This window comes from Rahnella victoriana (assembly GCF_004330295.1).
Classification (GTDB): Bacteria; Pseudomonadota; Gammaproteobacteria; order Enterobacterales; family Enterobacteriaceae; genus Rahnella; species Rahnella victoriana.
In genome coordinates, this window is the sequence record NZ_SJOJ01000006.1 from 17,365 (window position 1) to 34,449 (window position 17,085).

Annotated in this window: 15 protein-coding genes; 5 read left to right on the top strand and 10 right to left on the bottom strand. The window is 55.6% G+C overall.

Annotated elements, in window-relative coordinates:
* Positions 1-10 precede the first annotated feature (10 nt).
* From EYY67_RS06510 to EYY67_RS06520, 3 genes are read left to right on the top strand one after another with little or no spacing between them, the layout of a single operon-like run.
* Entirely contained in the window at positions 11-838 is an 828-nt protein-coding gene (locus EYY67_RS06510; protein WP_095922367.1) for an ABC transporter permease, read from the top strand.
* Positions 835-2,478 carry an ABC transporter ATP-binding protein gene (locus EYY67_RS06515; protein WP_131693123.1) on the top strand — a complete coding sequence of 548 codons (1,644 nt, stop codon included), beginning with the start codon at positions 835-837 and terminating at the stop codon, positions 2,476-2,478. The genes EYY67_RS06510 and EYY67_RS06515 overlap by 4 nt, the downstream gene beginning before the upstream one ends.
* Positions 2,475-4,502: a CocE/NonD family hydrolase gene (locus EYY67_RS06520; protein WP_131693124.1), complete on the top strand. Its 2,028-nt coding sequence runs from the start codon at positions 2,475-2,477 to the stop codon at positions 4,500-4,502. The genes EYY67_RS06515 and EYY67_RS06520 overlap by 4 nt, the downstream gene beginning before the upstream one ends.
* Before the next feature lie 103 nt (positions 4,503-4,605).
* On the opposite strand, the gene EYY67_RS06525 is transcribed toward EYY67_RS06520, so the two are convergent.
* Complete coding sequence (locus EYY67_RS06525) at positions 4,606-5,052, bottom strand: winged helix-turn-helix transcriptional regulator (protein WP_095922370.1); 447 nt, start codon at positions 5,050-5,052, stop codon at positions 4,606-4,608.
* Positions 5,053-5,164: 112 nt separating this feature from the next.
* Between EYY67_RS06525 and EYY67_RS06530 the strand changes: the two genes are divergently transcribed.
* Positions 5,165-5,959 (top strand): SDR family NAD(P)-dependent oxidoreductase, encoded by a 795-nt coding sequence (locus EYY67_RS06530; RefSeq protein ID WP_095922371.1) that lies wholly within the window; start codon positions 5,165-5,167, stop codon positions 5,957-5,959.
* Positions 5,960-6,051: 92 nt separating this feature from the next.
* Positions 6,052-6,741 (top strand): fumarylacetoacetate hydrolase family protein, encoded by a 690-nt coding sequence (locus EYY67_RS06535; RefSeq protein WP_095922372.1) that lies wholly within the window; start codon positions 6,052-6,054, stop codon positions 6,739-6,741.
* Positions 6,742-6,760: 19 nt separating this feature from the next.
* Here the strand turns inward: EYY67_RS06535 and EYY67_RS06540 are convergent, their stop codons facing one another.
* From EYY67_RS06540 to EYY67_RS06580, 9 genes are all read right to left on the bottom strand, one after another.
* Positions 6,761-7,567, bottom strand: a complete 807-nt coding sequence (locus tag EYY67_RS06540; RefSeq protein ID WP_131693125.1) for a hypothetical protein — start codon at positions 7,565-7,567, stop codon at positions 6,761-6,763.
* Entirely contained in the window at positions 7,567-7,764 is a 198-nt protein-coding gene (locus tag EYY67_RS06545) for a hypothetical protein (protein WP_095922374.1), read from the bottom strand. The genes EYY67_RS06540 and EYY67_RS06545 overlap by 1 nt, the downstream gene beginning before the upstream one ends.
* 136 nt (positions 7,765-7,900) lie before the next feature.
* Positions 7,901-9,382: an L-asparagine permease gene (ansP, locus tag EYY67_RS06550; protein WP_119822361.1), complete on the bottom strand. Its 1,482-nt coding sequence runs from the start codon at positions 9,380-9,382 to the stop codon at positions 7,901-7,903.
* Positions 9,383-9,612: 230 nt separating this feature from the next.
* Positions 9,613-10,461 carry a BglG family transcription antiterminator LicT gene (licT, locus tag EYY67_RS06555; RefSeq protein ID WP_095922376.1) on the bottom strand — a complete coding sequence of 283 codons (849 nt, stop codon included), beginning with the start codon at positions 10,459-10,461 and terminating at the stop codon, positions 9,613-9,615.
* Positions 10,462-10,585: 124 nt separating this feature from the next.
* Positions 10,586-11,995 carry a carbohydrate porin gene (locus EYY67_RS06560; RefSeq protein WP_131693126.1) on the bottom strand — a complete coding sequence of 470 codons (1,410 nt, stop codon included), beginning with the start codon at positions 11,993-11,995 and terminating at the stop codon, positions 10,586-10,588.
* 119 nt (positions 11,996-12,114) lie between these two features.
* On the bottom strand, positions 12,115-13,512 hold the full coding sequence (locus EYY67_RS06565) for a glycoside hydrolase family 1 protein (protein ID WP_131693127.1): 1,398 nt from the start codon (positions 13,510-13,512) through the stop codon (positions 12,115-12,117).
* A 22-nt stretch (positions 13,513-13,534) separates the two neighbouring features.
* Complete coding sequence (gene bglF, locus EYY67_RS06570; protein ID WP_095922379.1) at positions 13,535-15,406, bottom strand: PTS beta-glucoside transporter subunit IIABC; 1,872 nt, start codon at positions 15,404-15,406, stop codon at positions 13,535-13,537.
* A gap of 304 nt (positions 15,407-15,710) precedes the next feature.
* On the bottom strand, positions 15,711-16,373 hold the full coding sequence (locus tag EYY67_RS06575) for an FMN-dependent NADH-azoreductase (protein ID WP_095922380.1): 663 nt from the start codon (positions 16,371-16,373) through the stop codon (positions 15,711-15,713).
* A gap of 128 nt (positions 16,374-16,501) precedes the next feature.
* A complete protein-coding gene (locus tag EYY67_RS06580) occupies positions 16,502-17,017 on the bottom strand; it encodes an RrF2 family transcriptional regulator (RefSeq protein WP_095922381.1) in 516 nt (171 codons plus the stop codon).
* Positions 17,018-17,085: the final 68 nt, after the last annotated feature.

The window sequence follows — 17,085 nt, forward strand, 5'->3', positions numbered from 1 at the left end:
GGGGGAACACATGAACCGATATTTCATTAACATCCCGCTGTCGGCCTGGATTGGTATTGTGATTATTGCGGTGAACCTGCTGGCGGCTATTTTTGCGCCCTGGCTGGCGCCGCACAGCGAAACCGAGCAGGTCGGCGACATCTGGCTGCTGCCTTCCGCCGCCACGCCCTTTGGCACTGACAGTCTCGGGCGCGACATGCTGTCCCGCATTCTGTTCGGTGCCCGCACCACCATTGCCATTGCGCTGACCATCACCTTCAGCTCCTTCATCATCGGCATTGTCACCGGCTTCACGGCGGCGATTTATGGCAAATGGGTTGATGTGGTGCTGTCGCGCATCGTCGATACCGTGATGTCGATTCCGGTGCTGATTTTCGCGCTGATCGTATTGTCCGTGATGGGCACCTCGATTCCGGTGCTGGTGCTGACCATCGCCCTGCTCGATGCCACCCGCGTGTTTCGTCTGGCGCGCCTGGTGGCGCAGGCAATCGTCTGTCAGGAATACGTGGAAGCGGCCCGTCTGCGGGGTGAAGGCTTGCGCTGGGTGCTGATGAAAGAAATTCTGCCCAACGCCCTGCCGCCGCTGCTGGCAGAGTTTGGTATGCGCTTCTGCTTTACCTTCCTGTTTATCGCGGGCTTAAGTTTCTTAGGGCTGGGTATTCAGCCGCCGTATGCCGACTGGGGCAGCATGGTACGTGACAACGCGCAGGCGATTAACTTTGGTCAGTTCGCGCCGTTGTATCCGGCGGCGGCCATTGCCCTGCTGACGATCGGCGTCAATCTGGTGGTCGACTGGCTGCTGGCACGCAACAGCCTGCCGCATGGAGATGAAGCATGATACGCACGATTTTAGAAATGCGCGGGTTGCGCATCGAAACTCTCGACGGTTCGCCGCTGGTGCAGGATATTTCCCTGACGCTGGCTGCGGGCGAAGTGCTCGGCCTGATCGGGGAATCCGGCGCAGGCAAATCCACTATCGGGCTGGCCGCGTTAGGCTATGCGCGGCAGGGCTGCCGGATTGCCGGTGGTGAAGTCTTCCTCGATGGCACCGATATCGTTTCGCAGCCCTCACGCATCAAGCGTGAATGGCGCGGCAGGCGTGTGGCCTATGTGGCACAAAGCGCGGCAGCTTCGTTTAATCCGGCGCTGACCATTGAAAAACAGGTCTGCGAAGGTCCCATCCGCCACGGGCTGATGAACAAAGAAGAAAGCCGTCAGTGGGCGATTTCACTGTTCCGCTCGCTCGATTTGCCGGATCCGGAAAACATCGGCAAACGCTATCCGCATCAGCTTTCCGGCGGACAGCTTCAGCGTGCGATGGCTGCAATGGCGATGTCCTGTAAACCTGATTTACTGATCATGGATGAGCCGACCACGGCGCTGGACGTCACCACGCAGATTGAAGTGCTGGTGATGCTGCGCAAACTGGTGCGCGAATTCAACACGGCGGCGCTGTACATCACGCATGATCTGGCGGTTGTTGCGCAGCTTGCCGACCGCATTATGGTCCTGCGCCACGGCAAAGAAGTGGAAACCGGCGACACACAAACCATTCTGGAAAATCCACAGCAGGATTACACACGGCGTCTGGTGGCGGAGCGCGAACAGGGGCTGAAGCCGCTGGCAGACGACCATGACACTGCCGGTCAGCCGTTGCTGACGATGCGTAAACTGAGCACCGGCTACAATGGTAAACGGGTGGTGCACGATGTCAGCCTGCAACTGCCGCGCGGCAAAACGCTGGCGATTATCGGCGAATCCGGCAGCGGGAAAAGTACGCTGGCGCGGGCGCTGGTCGGATTGCTGCCCGACACCGCAGGTACGGTGGATTTCGACGGCATGTCGCTTTCGCACAATTTCCACCAGCGCAATAAAGAAACGCTGCGCCGTATGCAGATGATTTATCAGCTTCCCGATGTGGCGCTCAATCCGCGCCAGACCCTGCTGGACATCATCGGCCGCCCGCTGACCTTCTACTTCGGGATGAACAAAAAGCAGGTGCGCGAACGCGTGGAAGAGTTACTGCGCCTGACCGAACTGCCGGTCAAACTGATCGACCGTCGCCCCGGCGAACTTTCCGGCGGACAGAAACAACGCGTCTGTATTGCCCGCGCGCTGGCCGCGCAGCCGGAACTAATTATCTGCGATGAAGCCACCTCGGCGCTCGATCCGCTGGTGGCGGAGGAAGTGCTGAATCTGCTGCGTCGTTTGCAGGAACAGCTCGGTCTGTCCTATTTGTTCATCACACACGATCTCGGTACGGTTAAACGTATCGCTCATCAGGTCGCGGTGATGTATCAGGGGCAGGTGGTCGCCAGCGGCGATACCGACGTGGTTTTCAGCGCGCCAATGCACAGCTATACCGAAAAACTGCTGACCTCCGTACCGGAAATGCGCACCAGCTGGCTGGACGAAGTTCTCGCCCTGCGCGGCACGGCGCTTCCGGCGGCAGCCATTTCTTCGACAGGAGTCTTATGAGCACCAAACGTATCGTGACCGAATTCCCTCACGCCGTCACCGTGACCGAACATCTGTGGATCCCGCTGAGCGACGGCACGCGTCTCGCCGCCCGTCTCTGGCTGCCGGATGACGCTGAACGCCAGCCGGTTCCGGCCATTCTTGAATACATTCCCTACCGTAAACGCGACGGCACCCGCACCCGCGATGAACCGATGCACGGCTTTTTCGCCGGAAACGGCTACGCAGTCGTACGTGTGGATATGCGCGGCAGCGGCGAATCCGACGGTCTGCTGGCCGATGAATACCTGTTGCAGGAACAGGACGACGCGCTGGAAGTCATTCAGTGGATCACCGAACAACGCTGGTGCAGCGGTAACGTCGGCATGATGGGGAAATCCTGGGGCGGCTTTAACGGCCTGCAGGTGGCCGCCCGCCGCCCCGCCGCGCTGAAAGCCATCATCACGGTGTGTTCAACGGATGACCGTTACCGCGACGATATTCATTACAAAGGTGGCTGCCTGCTCAACGACAACCTCTGGTGGGGCGGCATTATGCTGGCGTACCAGAGCCGCCCTGCCGACCCCGCACTGGTCGGCGAAAGCTGGTATCAGGACTGGCTGAACCGTCTGGAAAACATGCCATTCTTCCCGGCGCTGTGGATGGAACATCCGTTGCGCGATGCATACTGGCAGCACGGTTCGGTGTGCGAAGACTGGTCAGCAATCCAGTGTCCGGTGATGGCGATCGGCGGCTGGGCGGATGCCTACAGCAACGCCGTGTTCCGCCTGATGGACAACCTGAAAGTCCCGCGCCGCGCCATTCTCGGCCCGTGGGCGCATATTTATCCGCAGGACGGCACGCCGGAACCGGCGATAGGTTTCTTACAGGAAGCCGTCCGCTGGTGGGATCACTGGCTGAAAGGCGAAGACAACGGCGCGATGGAAGGCCCGATGATCCAGACCTGGTTGCAGGACAGTCAGCCGCCTTCGGCGATGCGTCCGGTCAGTCGTGGCGAATGGGTCGGATTTGATCGCGGCACCGCCAGCAACATTAATCACAGCCCGCGCTGGCTGACACGCGGCCAGCTGAATACCCAGCCGGACGTTGACGCAGGCGTGCTCAATATCTGTTCGCCGCAGAATCACGGTCTGATGGCCGGAGAATGGATGGGCGCCGGTGTGCCCGGCGAAATGCCGCCGGATCAGCGTGTCGATGACGGCATGGCGGAAATCTTCGACGGCGAACCGCTGGCCGAACCGCTGACCATTTTCGGTTTCCCGGAATTCACCGTCGAACTGAGCAGCGATAAACCGGCGGCGATGTTGTACGTCCGGCTTTCAGACGTTTCGCCGGACGGCGCAGTAAACCGCGTCACCCACGGCTGGCTGAATCTTTCCCATCTGCACGGTCACGACAAGTCTGTGCCGCTGATCCCCGGTCAGAAAGTTAAAGTACCGGTACAACTGGACGGCATCGCGCACCGCTTTGCCACCGGCCACCGGATGCGACTCTCGCTGGCGACCACCTTCTGGCCGATGATCTGGCCGATGGCAGAAGCGGCGACGCTGACGTTAGATTTGCACAGTGCGCAACTCAGCCTGCCGGTGTGCGAGCAGCCGGTGGCGATTGAAGGCCCGATCAAAGAACCGCAAAGCGCGCCGCTGACGCCGCAAACGGTACTGTCGCCGGGACGCGTTGACCGCAACATCACTTATGATTTCCTCACCGACAGCTGGACCAGCGTCACGCACGGCGTGGGCGGCGTCTTTGGTGAAGGGGTTTACCGCTTTGATGATATCGATACCACCGTCGATCACGGTCTGCGCCGCGAACTGACGGTGAGTAACAGCGATCCATTATCCGCCCGTTATCTGCTGACGCAGACCATGAAAATGGGACGTGAAGGCTGGTGGATGGAAGCGGAAATCACCCTCGAACTGCGCAGCGACCTGACGCACTTTATCGTCAGCGGCGATATGGTGGTGAGCCTCAACGGCGAGGAAGAGTTCACCAAATACTGGCACGAGAGGATTGCGCGGTAATCGTGCTCCTGCCCTTCGCAGGGGTGGGAGCCGATCGAGCCATTGCAGGTTTCGCTTTTAGCTCCTCCCCTGCGCAGGCGCGGGAGCCGATCGCGTTCAAATTTTAAATCTCAGGAAAAATCGCCGTAATATCCTGGCTTTCCAGTACCCGCCCGTCCTGCGCACGGATTTCCAGTTTGCGCAGCGGCTGGCGGTTTTCACTGTCCACCAGTTGCGTACAGGCTTCGCCTTCCTCAAACAGGTATTCACTTCCCCACTGCCCCAGCGCGACCAGCACCGGTTGCAGCGCCAGCCCTTTTTCAGTCAGCACATAATCCTGATACGCCGAACCATCGGCCGCCGGTTCAATTTTCAAAATGCCTTCCGCCACCAGTGCTTTCAGACGGGTACTGAGAATGTTTTTTGCCGCGCCCAGACTGCGCTGGAACTCGCTGAAACGCGAGATGCCACGCATGGCGTCGCGAACGATCAGCAGCGTCCACCAGTCACCAATTAAATCCAGCGCGCGGCCAGCCGGACACGGCGTGTTTTCCAGACGGGTTCGTTTCATGGCACGTCCTGCTCATAGGGTAGGAAAGAATCTGGTTGCATTATAAAACCACTGGTGCTAAAAATCATCTGGTTTCATTATTAAACCACTTAATCAACCCAGAGGTCTTCTCATGTCAGATTCAATTCGCTCTCAGTCTGTAGCCTTAATCACCGGCGCTTCCAGCGGCATTGGTGCCACTTATGCCGACCGTCTGGCGAAACGCGGCTATGATTTGGTGCTGGTTGCCCGTGATGCGGCGCGTCTGAAAACGCTGGCTGAACGCCTGCAACAGGAAACGGGCGTCAATATCACCGTGCTGCCTGCCGATTTAACCCGCAGCGAAGAGTTAGCCCGGGTTGAGGATTTTATCCGCGCCACGCCGCAGATTTCCCTGCTGATCAACAATGCCGGGGCGTCCCTCAAAGCCGGTTTTGAGAACAGCGATGCCGATGCCATTGAGAATCTGATCACCCTGAACGTGACCTCCGTGGCGCGACTTTCCCGCGTGGCGTTTGATGGCCTGATCAAACATCCGGACGGCGCGATCATTAATATCGCGTCCGTGATGGCGCTGACGCCGGAACTGCAATCGGCGGTGTATTCCGCGACCAAAGCGTTTGTACTGACCTTCAGCCAGACACTGCAATTTGAAATGGCTCAGCGCGGCCTGTACGTTCAGGCGGTGCTGCCTGCCGCAACACGTACGGAAATCTGGGAACGTTCAGGCAAGAATATCGATGAAGTGCCGGGCGTGATGGAAGTGGGTGAACTGGTGGACGCCGCCCTGCTGGGCTTTGACCGCAAAGAGAAAGTCACTATCCCGCCATTGCAGGATGAAAAACAGTGGGACGATTTTGATGCCCTGCGCGGCGCGATGGTGCCGAACTTCCTGCAGGCTCACGCGGCACCGCGTTACAAAGCCTGACACTGACACATTGACCAGTAACATAAATTTACTGGTCAATGTGGATTCGCTTTGCAAATATGTTAATTCGACAACTTTGTGAAGTGAATACGATGACTGACTATGTAATTGCTGCACCCGAAGTTCCCTCTCTTGCCGTTGCTGGCCAGAGCGCCCGTTTTCCTCTGCGCCGCGTGTATTGCGTTGGCCGCAACTATTCCGAACATGCCCGCGAAATGGGCCATGATCCCGACCGTGAACCGCCTTTCTTCTTTGGTAAACCGGCTGATGCGGTGGTTCCCGCCAGCGGCAACGTGCCTTATCCGACGCTGACCGAAGATCTGCATTACGAAGTGGAACTGGTGGTTGCGATTGCCAAAGGCGGCAAAAACATCGCGGCTGAAGAGGCACTGTCGCACGTCTGGGGTTATACCGTCGGCGTGGATCTGACCCGTCGCGATATTCAGGCGCAGGCCAAGAAACAAGGGCGTCCGTGGGATTTTGCCAAAGGGTTTGATGCGTCCGCACCGGCCAGTCCGCTGCTGCCTGTCAGCCAGACCGGACATCCGGCGGCCGGTAAAATCTGGCTGGATGTGAACGGAGAGAAACGTCAGCGCGGCGATTTGAGTGACCAGATCTGGCAGGTGGCGGATGTCATCAGTTATCTGTCGCAGGCGGTGGAACTCAAGGCAGGCGATCTGATTTACACCGGCACCCCGGCGGGCGTCGGCCCGGCAGTGCGCGGTGATGTGATCACCGGCGGCATCGACGGTCTGAGCGAGTTCAGCTTCACCCTCGTGTAATGCGCACAGGACGCCTTTCTCAGGCGTCCTTTTCAGCCGGTTCTCCCCTCATCTCTTCCTCAACCTGTGGGATCAGCTTCTCAAACGCACAGGCACTTGACGGATCAAACAACGACAGCGTTTCGATCTGACTCAGTAAAATCACCTTGCGGAATTTCAGCGCATTCACCGGATCAGAGACCGGCGTGACGCCGTGTTCCTGATAATAACGGGCATAATTGTGCTCAACGCGCAGTTCCAGCGTGTCTTTATCGCGATAGCCGCTGACCATCGGGATCACCACCACGTTGTCCGACGAACTGGTTTCACAGCGTGCGGTATGCACCATGCCGATATAAACGCGACGTGACTGTAAGGTGATAAACACCATGTCGCCCTCTTCCATGCACTGATATAACAGCCCTTCTACCCCGTTGGCGCGGGTGAGTTGTTTGTACAACTGTTTGCGTCCGGCGGTATTGAGCCGTAGCCCCGGCGACCACGTGGTTCGCACCAGACACAGCATCACGGACACCGCGAGCATAATCACCACCGGCGCCTGAATGCCCAGGAAACTCCAGTTGATGAAATCGCGATGATAATGCACATCCTGATGCAAGTGTGGCAGCGCGGGCAGCCAGTTGATCACGCCGGAAATCCCCCACAGCGCCATATAGACCAGGGCGATGACCAGTACGCCCTGAAGGACAAAAATGCAGCCGTACAAGGCCACCAGAAAATAGACGTCCCAGCCGAAAGTCCGTTTAAGTTTGAAACGTGATGAGATGTCGCGGGTGGTATACCAGTAGCCGCAGACCATTAACACCATGAAAACCGCTGTCGCCATTACAGCACACTCATGCGTTTTACGTGGCGGGCAAAGTCTGCCTGCATACTTTGATTGGCCGGGTTCACCGACGCTGTACCATTCTCATCAATCAAAATACGCTCGCCCTCTTCCAGCGTATTTTCCATATCCGCAGCACTGAACAATCCGAGGAATTTTTCCGGGCTGGAAAAAATCTGCAATACAATCTTAAGCATAGGTTGGCCTCCATAACCAAAGGCTAAGCCTAGTCAATCCACAGGGTCACTCCGGCGGTTTCGGATTTATTACACATGCGGATATAAAAAAGGGCCGCCATGACGGCAGCCCTTTACGGATATTCCACGAAATAGGTTATTTCGCTTCTATGCTTTCCTGATGCGCTTCTTCCTGCGCAGCCTGTTCGGCGTGCACTTCAGCGGCGCGTTTGCGCAGGCCAATCCAGCCCAGAACCAGCAGGATAATCAGTACCGGGATCGTCGCCACAGTGAACGTACCATTCGGGTAGTCAAACGCCATCAGGATCAGCACGCCCGCGAGGAACGCCAGCGTCAGCCACGAAGTGAACGGTGCCCACGGCATTTTGAAGGAGACGTCTTTCGCGCGGCCTTCTTTAATCGCGGTACGCAGTTTCATCTGACAGACGATGATGAAAGCCCAGGAACTGAGGATGCCGAGTGACGCGACGTTCAGGACAATTTCAAACACCTGCGATGGCACGTAGTAGTTCAGTACCACGCCGATCACGTAAATACCGACCGTCACCAGAATACCGGCGTAAGGCACCTGTTGCGCACTCATCTTCGACATGAATTTCGGTGCGGAACCGCCCATCGACAGCGAGCGCAGAATACGGCCGGTGGAGTACAGCCCGGAGTTCAGGCTCGACAGCGCGGCGGTCAGCACCACGATGTTCATGATGGTACCGATATAAGGCACGCCCAGCTTGCTGAAGAAGGTCACGAACGGACTCTGCCCCGCCTGATAGGCATTCCACGGCAGCAGCAGAACCAGCAGCACCACGGAACCGACGTAGAACAAGGCGATACGCCAGATCACGCTGTTGATGGCTTTCGGCAGCACTTTCTCAGGATCTTTGGTTTCGCCCGCTGCGGTACCGACCAGTTCGATCGCCGCAAAGGCAAAGACCACGCCCTGAACCAGAACCAGCGCCGGTAACAACCCGTGCGGGAAGATACCGCCGTTATCGGTGATCAGATGCAAGCCGGTGGTGTTGCCGTCGAGTTGTTTGCCGGTGCCGAGGAACACCACGCCCACCACCAGGAAAATCGCAATCGCGGCAACTTTGATCAGCGCAAACCAGAATTCCATCTCAGCGAACCACTTCACGCCGATCATGTTCATGGTGGCGACAATCGCCAGCGCGCCAAGGGCAAACATCCACTGCGGGACATCACCAAACGTGCCCCAGTAATGCATATACAGCGCCACTGCGGTGATATCGACAATGCCGGTCATCGCCCAGTTGAGGAAGTACATCCAGCCTGCAACATAAGAGGCTTTTTCACCCAAGAATTCACGGGCATAGGATACGAAGCTGCCGCTGGTCGGACGGTGTAACACCAGTTCGCCCAGTGCGCGCAAAATAAAGAAGGAGAAAATACCGCAAACCGCGTAGACGATAGCCAGCGCCGGACCGGCCATCTGCAATCGCGCACCCGCGCCGAGAAACAGACCGGTACCGATAGAACCACCAATGGCAATCATCTGAACCTGACGGTTGCCCATACTTTTGTGATAACCATGATCGTGCGAGTCCAGCCAGCGTCGTTTCGCCGCGTGCTTCGCCTCTGCCGTTTTCTTATGAGACTTCATTATGACTTGTTCTCCAAAATAACCTTCACCTGACGCCGGGTGCTGCAAGCAAACGATTGCAAGCCTCGCCGTTTATGGGGTTTACCCACTGTAATTTTTTTAGCCGGAACTGTTTTGGTGCAATAACGGCGAGGGATGCTACCTGTTCTCATTAACCGTGGCAAAAAAAACCGTCATTAAAAATTGTGAGCAGTCATATTTCGCGCAGAGAATTTTGCCCTTGCGTGCGGTCAGGCCGTTCCTTTCGGTAAACACTCTTTTCTCACCCGTTCAATATTAATCGACAGATACATGATCTCTTCGGTGGTCAGTTCACGCTGATACTGCGCGGTCAGGTAATCGCCGATTTTTTCCGAGCACAGCCACGCCTGCGGGTAATTTTCTTTCACCGCCACATGCAGGGTCATGTCGTCATCCGCCACTACCGTGCGGCTGAGCATCCGCTGGGCGAAAAATTTAAGATGGGTGACGAAACGCTGATAGCTCAGCGACTCTTCGTCGTATTCGATGCGTAACTGGTACTTCACCAGATTGAGGATTTCCTGCATCACGCGGGTGATTTGCGCCACTTCCGGCATTTCGCCGTTGAGCTGCGCATTGACCAGATGCAGGGCAATAAAACCCGCTTCATCCACCGGCAGACGCACGCCCAGACGGGAATCGATAATCTCCAGCGCCTCCAGCCCGAGCGCATATTCCTTCGGGTACAGACGACGGGTTTCCCACAGCAAGGCATTGCTGATCGGCACGCCTTTCTTTTGCCGTTCGATGGCAAAATTGCAGTGATCGGTCAGCGCGATATACAGATTTTCCTGTAATTTCCCCAGCCGTCCCCGCGCCAGCGAAATGATCTGATCGCAGGTGGTCATCACTTCCATCGGAATATGCGACAGCAGTTCCGTCAGATGCGCCACCAGTTCGTCATTTTGCAGGGCGAAGATTTTCTCGATCTTGCTGTCATCGAGTTCATCCCCGGCTTTTTTCATAAACGCCAGCCCGCGGCCCATCACCACCTGTTCGCGCTGCTGTTCGCTGACAACCACCACCACATTATTATTGAGTATTTTGGCGATTTTCATTGTAACTCCCTGAAAAGAAAAACCCGATCGTCCGTACGGATGATCAGGTTTTGTCTGCCGCAGTCTTGGGATCTGCCTGATAATTTTACCAGATCCGATCCTCAGTCAGACGTAAATTTTGCACTCAGAACGTGACGATGGCTTTCAGTCCCGTCACCCAGGCATCCTGCGTTTCCTTCACCCCGCCCGGACGGTACCAGTATTGCAAATCCGGTTGCAGAATCAGCCATGAACGCACTTTGATCTGATAATACAAATCGGCGTTCACCGAATGACCCGACAGCGGCGTATACAGCGGATTCCCGTAATCATCCACCTGATAAATGTCATTCAGGTTTTCCTGATTCTGACGGTAGTGATTGCTCATTTTAATGTACGTCATGCCAAAGCCCAGCCAGTCGTCAGGACGGGCATCAAACAGCCCGCGATAACGCATAGACGCCGCCTGCGAGTAATGAATGCTGTTGCTGCGCTGATCGCCCAGACCGAGGCTGTAAGAGACGCTCATGCCACGGTTCGGATCGTCGCCGCGCTGTGTCACCTGCTGGTTGAAGCCGGTGTACATAAACCAGGTGCTGCTGTGTTTGCGATACCCTTCAGGATCCGTCGCGCCCACGCTTTGCGTTTTGCCTTCTGACAAATCGGTTTGCGGTGAGTTGGTATACAGCAGGCCAAGGTTATAAATCCCCGGCAAACCATTCACTTTAGTTTTCAGCTCAGCTTCCATCGGCAGCAGGATACCGCGCGCGCCTTTCAGGGAACCGCTCCAGGCGTATTTGCGATCCGACGCGTCGGGGTTTTGTTCCATGATGCCGGTTTTCAGCGTCAGTTCCGGCGTCAGTTTGTACTGGATCGTGGTGCCCCAGTAATGTTTGTTCCAGTTGTACCAGGTCATGGAGTTAGCCGATTTACCGCCGCACTGGCTCAGCAACTGGAAATCGCAGGGAATGATCTGATCGAAATCCTGATTCTTGTTCATCATGCCGATACGCCAGTGCAGCTTGCGGTCATCAAAGCTGCGGCCAAACGTCAGCCAGCCCAGACGGGTAATCGACTGCCCGCCCCAGCTTTCCTGCGCAATGTCGTTAATCCCGACGCGCGGATCCTGCGTCCGTTTGGTGGTCAGGTTATCATTGTGGTTACGGTTAACAATGTTGCCTTCAATGGCGGCGTCGGGAATGCCGGTGTACATCTCCAGATCCTGGGTAAAGGTCAGCGAGAATTGATCGATATACGCCAGATGTTTATCGTGGTTATACCCGCCACCGGCGTTATAAGAAGATTCACTCAGGTAGCCCAGCTGATAATGGAAACCGTGATCTTCAATAATCGGCCGGATGCCCATCATATCGCCGAGCATCCCTTCGCCGGGCGCTTCAAAACCCAGAACGGTACCGTTCCAGTTTTCGGCAGCCTGCGCTGAATAAATACTTGCCGTGGTAAAACACAGCGCCAGAAGGCTGCTTTTCAGCAGCCGGATATTCTTATTTACAGGTGTAGTGGTAGGTGTTGCAGAAGTCTGAGAAATTTTCATTATTATATTTCCGTATGATTATTAACATCATCATTATTGTTATCGGGCAATACAAGGCGAACAGGCGGCTTATAATATATAAGCCGCACGGGTTATTGATAATTAGCGGGAAATTCAGATCAGGATGTTAACGCTGCACCGTTTGAATTAATCACTTCTTTATACCAGAAGAAACTTTTCTTACGGCGGCGTTCCAGCGTGCCATTACCCTGATCGTCACGGTCAACGTAGATATAGCCGTAGCGTTTGGAGAATTCCGCTTTCGAGGCGCTGACCAGGTCAATCGGCCCCCAGCTTGTGTAGCCCATCACGTCGACGCCGTCTTCAATGGCTTCGCGGACCTGCACCAGATGGTCGTTGATATATTGAATACGGTAATCGTCATTGATACTGCCGTCTGCTTCGACTTTATCCCGTGCACCCAAACCGTTTTCCACAATAAATAACGGTTTCTGATAACGGTCATAAAGTTCATTCATTAAGAAACGCAAACCTTCCGGATCAATCTGCCAGCCCCATTCAGAACTTTTCAGATGCGGGTTGGGCACCATATTTAATATATTGGCGCGCGCCTTAATATTTTGTTCTTCATCTGTCGTCACACAACCGGTCATGTAATAACTGAATGAAATAAAGTCGACCGTTTCTTTTAATGCAGCTTTATCTTCAGCGGTAATAATGATCTCCATTCCGCGATCTTTAAAGAATCGTTGCATATAGGCCGGATACGCGCCGCGCACCTGCACATCGCCGAAGAATAACCAGTCGCGGTTTTGCTGCAAGGTTTCCATCAAATCGGCCGGTTTGCAGGTCAGCGGATATAACATGCCGCCGAGCAGCATATTGCCGATTTTGCCGTCAGGAACGATCTCGTGACAGGCTTTGACTGCTTTGGCGCTGGCGACCAGCTGATGATGGATGGCCTGATAGATTGCCTGTTTGCTGCTGTCTTCCGGCAAGCCGACGCCGGTGAACGGGGCGTGCAGCGACATGTTGATTTCATTGAAAGTCAGCCAGTGTTTCACTTTGTCTTTATAGCGCGTGAACACCGTGCGGGCGTAATTTTCGAAGAAACCGATGGTGTCGCGACTGCCCCAGCCACCGTGTTTTTTTACGATGCCGTACGGCATTTCGTAGTGAGAAAGCGTGACCAGCGGCGTAATGCCGTATTTCGCCATTTCATCAAACAGGCGGTCATAGAATGCCAGACCCGCTTCGTTCGGCTGCGCTTCATCGCCCTGCGGGAAAATGCGCGTCCAGGCGATGGAAGTACGCAGGACGGTAAAGCCCATTTCGGCGAACAACTTCATGTCTTCCGGGTAACGATGATAGAAGTCGATGGCGACATCTTTCACGCCGAAATCCCCTTCCGTACGTTCCTGCACCGGGCCGAAAACGCCCTGCGGTTGCAGATCCGAAGTAGATAACCCTTTTCCGTCAGTCAGGTAAGCCCCTTCAACCTGATTAGCGGCAACAGCACCGCCCCATAAGAATCCTTTTGGGAATTGCTTGTTCATGTGAACCTCCAGGCTCTGGTCGTTATCGTAATAAAGTCAGTAAAGGTGTCTGTTCGCTGACGTCCTGACCGACACCGGCCGGAATGACGTCGAGATAATCGTCGCTGTTGGTGACCAGCACCGGCGTCGTCAGGTCGTAACCGGCATCCGTGATCCCCTGCACGTCGAATTCCAGCAACAAATCGCCCTGCTTCACCACCGCATCGACGTCAACGTGTGGCGTAAAGAATTTACCGTCGAGCTTCACCGTATCGATGCCGACGTGGATCAGGATTTCTGCGCCGTCCTCCGATTCAATCCCGATGGCGTGATGGGTTTTGAACAGTGACACTACGGTGCCGTTCACCGGGGAGACCACCCGTCCTGCCGTCGGCACCACCGCGACACCTTTGCCCAGCAGGCCGCTGGCGAAGGTCGGATCCCCGACATTCTCGAGAGGGATACAGGCACCGGTCATCGGGCTGGCAATCAGCGTTTTTCCTCGCGGGGCCTGTACTGCGTCGGCTTTGGCCTTTTCGCTGACTTCCGGCGTTGCTTCTTCTTTCATGCCGAAGAAATAGGTCGCCAGTGCCGCAAATAACAGGGCAATCAATGTGCCGGCAATCGCGGCGGTGACGGTCTTATCGAAGCCTGTCGGTGGAATGATTTGGGTGAAGGTGAAAATGTTGGCGAAACCAAAGGAATACGCCGTGGTCTGGAAGTAACCGAGTACCGCCGCACCCAGCGCACCACCGACGCAGCCGAAGATAAACGGACGACGGCGCGGCAGGTTGATACCGTAAACCGCCGGTTCGGTAATGCCGAAAATACCGGCGCTGATGGCGGAACCCGCCAGTGCCTTTGTCCGTGCATCTTTGGCGCGCAGCATCACACCGGCGACCGCACCGACCTGGCCCATTACCGCAGGCAGTAACAGCGGCAGCATGGTGTCATGACCGAGCACACTGAAGTTGTTGATCATCAGCGGCACCAGCCCCCAGTGCAGACCGAAGATCACGCATACCTGCCACAGCGCGCCCATAAAGGCACCCGCGACCATCGGGCTGACGTGATAAACGAACTGATAGCCATTGGCCAGTTGCTGACTCGCCCAGGTCGCGACCGGGCCGATGACCAGGAAGGTGAGCGGCACCACCACCATCAGGCAAATCAGCGGGGTGATAAAGTTGCGCAGTGAAGAAGGCAGAATTTTCATCGCGCGTTTTTCCAGCCAGCTTGAAACCCACGCAGCCAGAATCACCGGGATCACCGATGAGGCGTAATTAATAAACACCAGCGGGATACCGAAGAAATGTTCGCTCTGCGCGCCGGGCTGCTGTGCCTCGAAGGCGGCAATCATCAGCGGGTGAACCATCGCCCCGCCAATCATCATGGTGACGAACGGATTCCCGCCGAATTTCTTACCGGCGGTGTAACCGATCACCAGCGGGAAGAAGTAGAACATTGCATCGCTGGCGGCGAACCAGACTTTGTAAGTGCCGCTTTCCGGCATCAGCCAGCCGCAGGCCAGCGCCAGTGCCAGAAAACCTTTCAGGATCCCCGATGCCGCCATGATGCCGATAAACGGCGTGAAAATGCCGGAGATGACATCTATCGCCCGGGCAAACAAACTGCCTTTATCGCCGGTGTCATCCTCACTGTTTTCAGAAAGCGCGCTGCCTTTGACCAGTGCGTCATACACCGCGCCAACATGGTTGCCGATCACGACCTGAAACTGACCGCCGCTTTCGACCACCATGATCACACCCGGATTTTCTTTCAGCCCGGCAGCATCGGCTTTGCGGGTATCTTTCAGTTTGAAGCGTAAACGGGTGGCACAATGCACCACGCTGTTGACGTTGTCTTTTCCGCCCACTCCGCGGAGAATTTCATCGGCTAATGTTCTGTATTCCATGGTGTTGTCTCATCAGAGTAAGGGCGTCGTGCACGACATTGCCGTTGTATTTCAAAGGGGCGGCCTGCCCCTGAATTCAGGCCAAAAAAAAACCTAAACGTCCGGTCTCTTCGTCATACACGAAGAAACGAGAAGTTTAGGTTTTGCCTGTCAGACAGTAACAATCCTGCTTTCTGAAACGGATTCTCTGGCGAATCGGAAACAGAAACAAGTCGTAATACTCGCCGGATGATGAAACTGTGATCGGCTTCAGACTTTGTGCAGACCGACACTCATCCCTGAGCTTCGGTTATGCGTTTACGGCTCAGACGGGAGTGGCTTCTGCGCAAATCAGGCTCTGCGCCCATTCACCGCAAACGGCATCCAGCTCACCGCGTGCTTTGGCTAAACCGGCTTCGCGCGCGGCTTCATCGGAAAATTGCAGCGGCTGCGCATCCACAAACCACGGGTTTTCCACGCCGATAAAACCAAACGCATTTTTCAGTACCGGCGTCATCGCATCCATATTGGCGAACGGGCTGCCTTCACTGAGATCCGCGCCGCGCGTGGTGATAAACAATACTTTCTTATCGCCCAGATTGCCGGTAATGCTGCCGTCGGCGTGCAGGTCATAGGTGATGTTTGTGCGGATAATATTGTCGATGAATGTTTTAAACGTCGACGGGATGGTCCAGTTATACATCGGCATCGCACAGACCAGCGCATCGGCTGCCATCACGCGCTGACACAGGGCGTCGGACTCCGCCAGCACGTCACGCATGCGGTCCGTACGTTGCGCTTCCGGCGTGTAGGTCGCCTGCACAAATTCCGCTGACACGTGCGGCTGCACATCTTCCGTCACATCGAGATAGTCGATCTCGATATCGACCCCTTTCTGTTCCAGTTGCTCAATAAAGTAACGCCCCAGTGCCCGGGAATTTGACCATTGGTGAAATTTTGAACTGGCATCGACGTGTAGAATTTTCATGTTTTTCCTTCCTGATCTTCGCCGTTAACGGCGCGCATTTAAACTAGGACTAACTTTGTCGTAGTTAAAAATACGCGCAATGCTATCCCGCTGGCAAGTGCCAGTGTGAAATAAAAAAAGACAAGGAATCAGATAATGCGGCGGGAGCCTTTATCACCTAACCAGCGGGTGATCTGCTGTTCGAACTCCGGAGGCGCTTTACGGCCAAATTGCGAGGCCAGTCCGGCCAGGGTTTGCGCAGCCAGCACATCGCGCATTTTGTTGTCGGCGTCGATCATCAGGGAATGGATCGCACACAGGCCCGAACTCGCCCAGGCAGGCGGATCGTTGTCAAACACGGCGCAGCGGTTGCGGATTTCCTTGCAGTCGAACAGCTTTTTACGCCCGTCGATAGCATCAACCACATCCAGAACAGTGATCTCGTGTGGCGGTTTCGCCAGCCGGATGCCGCCCTTCGCACCTTCGGTGGCGATGATCAGTTTCGCTTTGTGCAGTTTGGTGAACAGTTTGGCGACGTAATCAAAGGGCACGCCCTGAAGTTCAGATAAATCGCGGACACTGGCTTCCGTCACACTTCCCTGCGGATGGGCGATAAACAGCAGGCAATGCAGTGCGTATTCCACGCCAGCGCTGATATGGGACATACAACCTTTAACTCCAAACTAAGACGGAATGACTCTTAATTAAACACCAGTTGCCCCGAAATTGACAC

What these genes read in the sequence shown, in the direction of transcription:
- EYY67_RS06510 (WP_095922367.1), top strand. Translation starts at nt 11, where the DNA reads ATGAACCGATATTTCATTAACATCCCGCTGTCGGCCTGGATTGGTATT.
- EYY67_RS06515 (WP_131693123.1), top strand. Translation starts at nt 835, where the DNA reads ATGATACGCACGATTTTAGAAATGCGCGGGTTGCGCATCGAAACTCTC.
- EYY67_RS06520 (WP_131693124.1), top strand. Translation starts at nt 2,475, where the DNA reads ATGAGCACCAAACGTATCGTGACCGAATTCCCTCACGCCGTCACCGTG.
- EYY67_RS06525 (WP_095922370.1), bottom strand. Translation starts at nt 5,052, where the DNA reads ATGAAACGAACCCGTCTGGAAAACACGCCGTGTCCGGCTGGCCGCGCG.
- EYY67_RS06530 (WP_095922371.1), top strand. Translation starts at nt 5,165, where the DNA reads ATGTCAGATTCAATTCGCTCTCAGTCTGTAGCCTTAATCACCGGCGCT.
- EYY67_RS06535 (WP_095922372.1), top strand. Translation starts at nt 6,052, where the DNA reads ATGACTGACTATGTAATTGCTGCACCCGAAGTTCCCTCTCTTGCCGTT.
- EYY67_RS06540 (WP_131693125.1), bottom strand. Translation starts at nt 7,567, where the DNA reads ATGGCGACAGCGGTTTTCATGGTGTTAATGGTCTGCGGCTACTGGTAT.
- EYY67_RS06545 (WP_095922374.1), bottom strand. Translation starts at nt 7,764, where the DNA reads ATGCTTAAGATTGTATTGCAGATTTTTTCCAGCCCGGAAAAATTCCTC.
- ansP (WP_119822361.1), bottom strand. Translation starts at nt 9,382, where the DNA reads ATGAAGTCTCATAAGAAAACGGCAGAGGCGAAGCACGCGGCGAAACGA.
- licT (WP_095922376.1), bottom strand. Translation starts at nt 10,461, where the DNA reads ATGAAAATCGCCAAAATACTCAATAATAATGTGGTGGTGGTTGTCAGC.
- EYY67_RS06560 (WP_131693126.1), bottom strand. Translation starts at nt 11,995, where the DNA reads ATGAAAATTTCTCAGACTTCTGCAACACCTACCACTACACCTGTAAAT.
- EYY67_RS06565 (WP_131693127.1), bottom strand. Translation starts at nt 13,512, where the DNA reads ATGAACAAGCAATTCCCAAAAGGATTCTTATGGGGCGGTGCTGTTGCC.
- bglF (WP_095922379.1), bottom strand. Translation starts at nt 15,406, where the DNA reads ATGGAATACAGAACATTAGCCGATGAAATTCTCCGCGGAGTGGGCGGA.
- EYY67_RS06575 (WP_095922380.1), bottom strand. Translation starts at nt 16,373, where the DNA reads ATGAAAATTCTACACGTCGATGCCAGTTCAAAATTTCACCAATGGTCA.
- EYY67_RS06580 (WP_095922381.1), bottom strand. Translation starts at nt 17,017, where the DNA reads ATGTCCCATATCAGCGCTGGCGTGGAATACGCACTGCATTGCCTGCTG.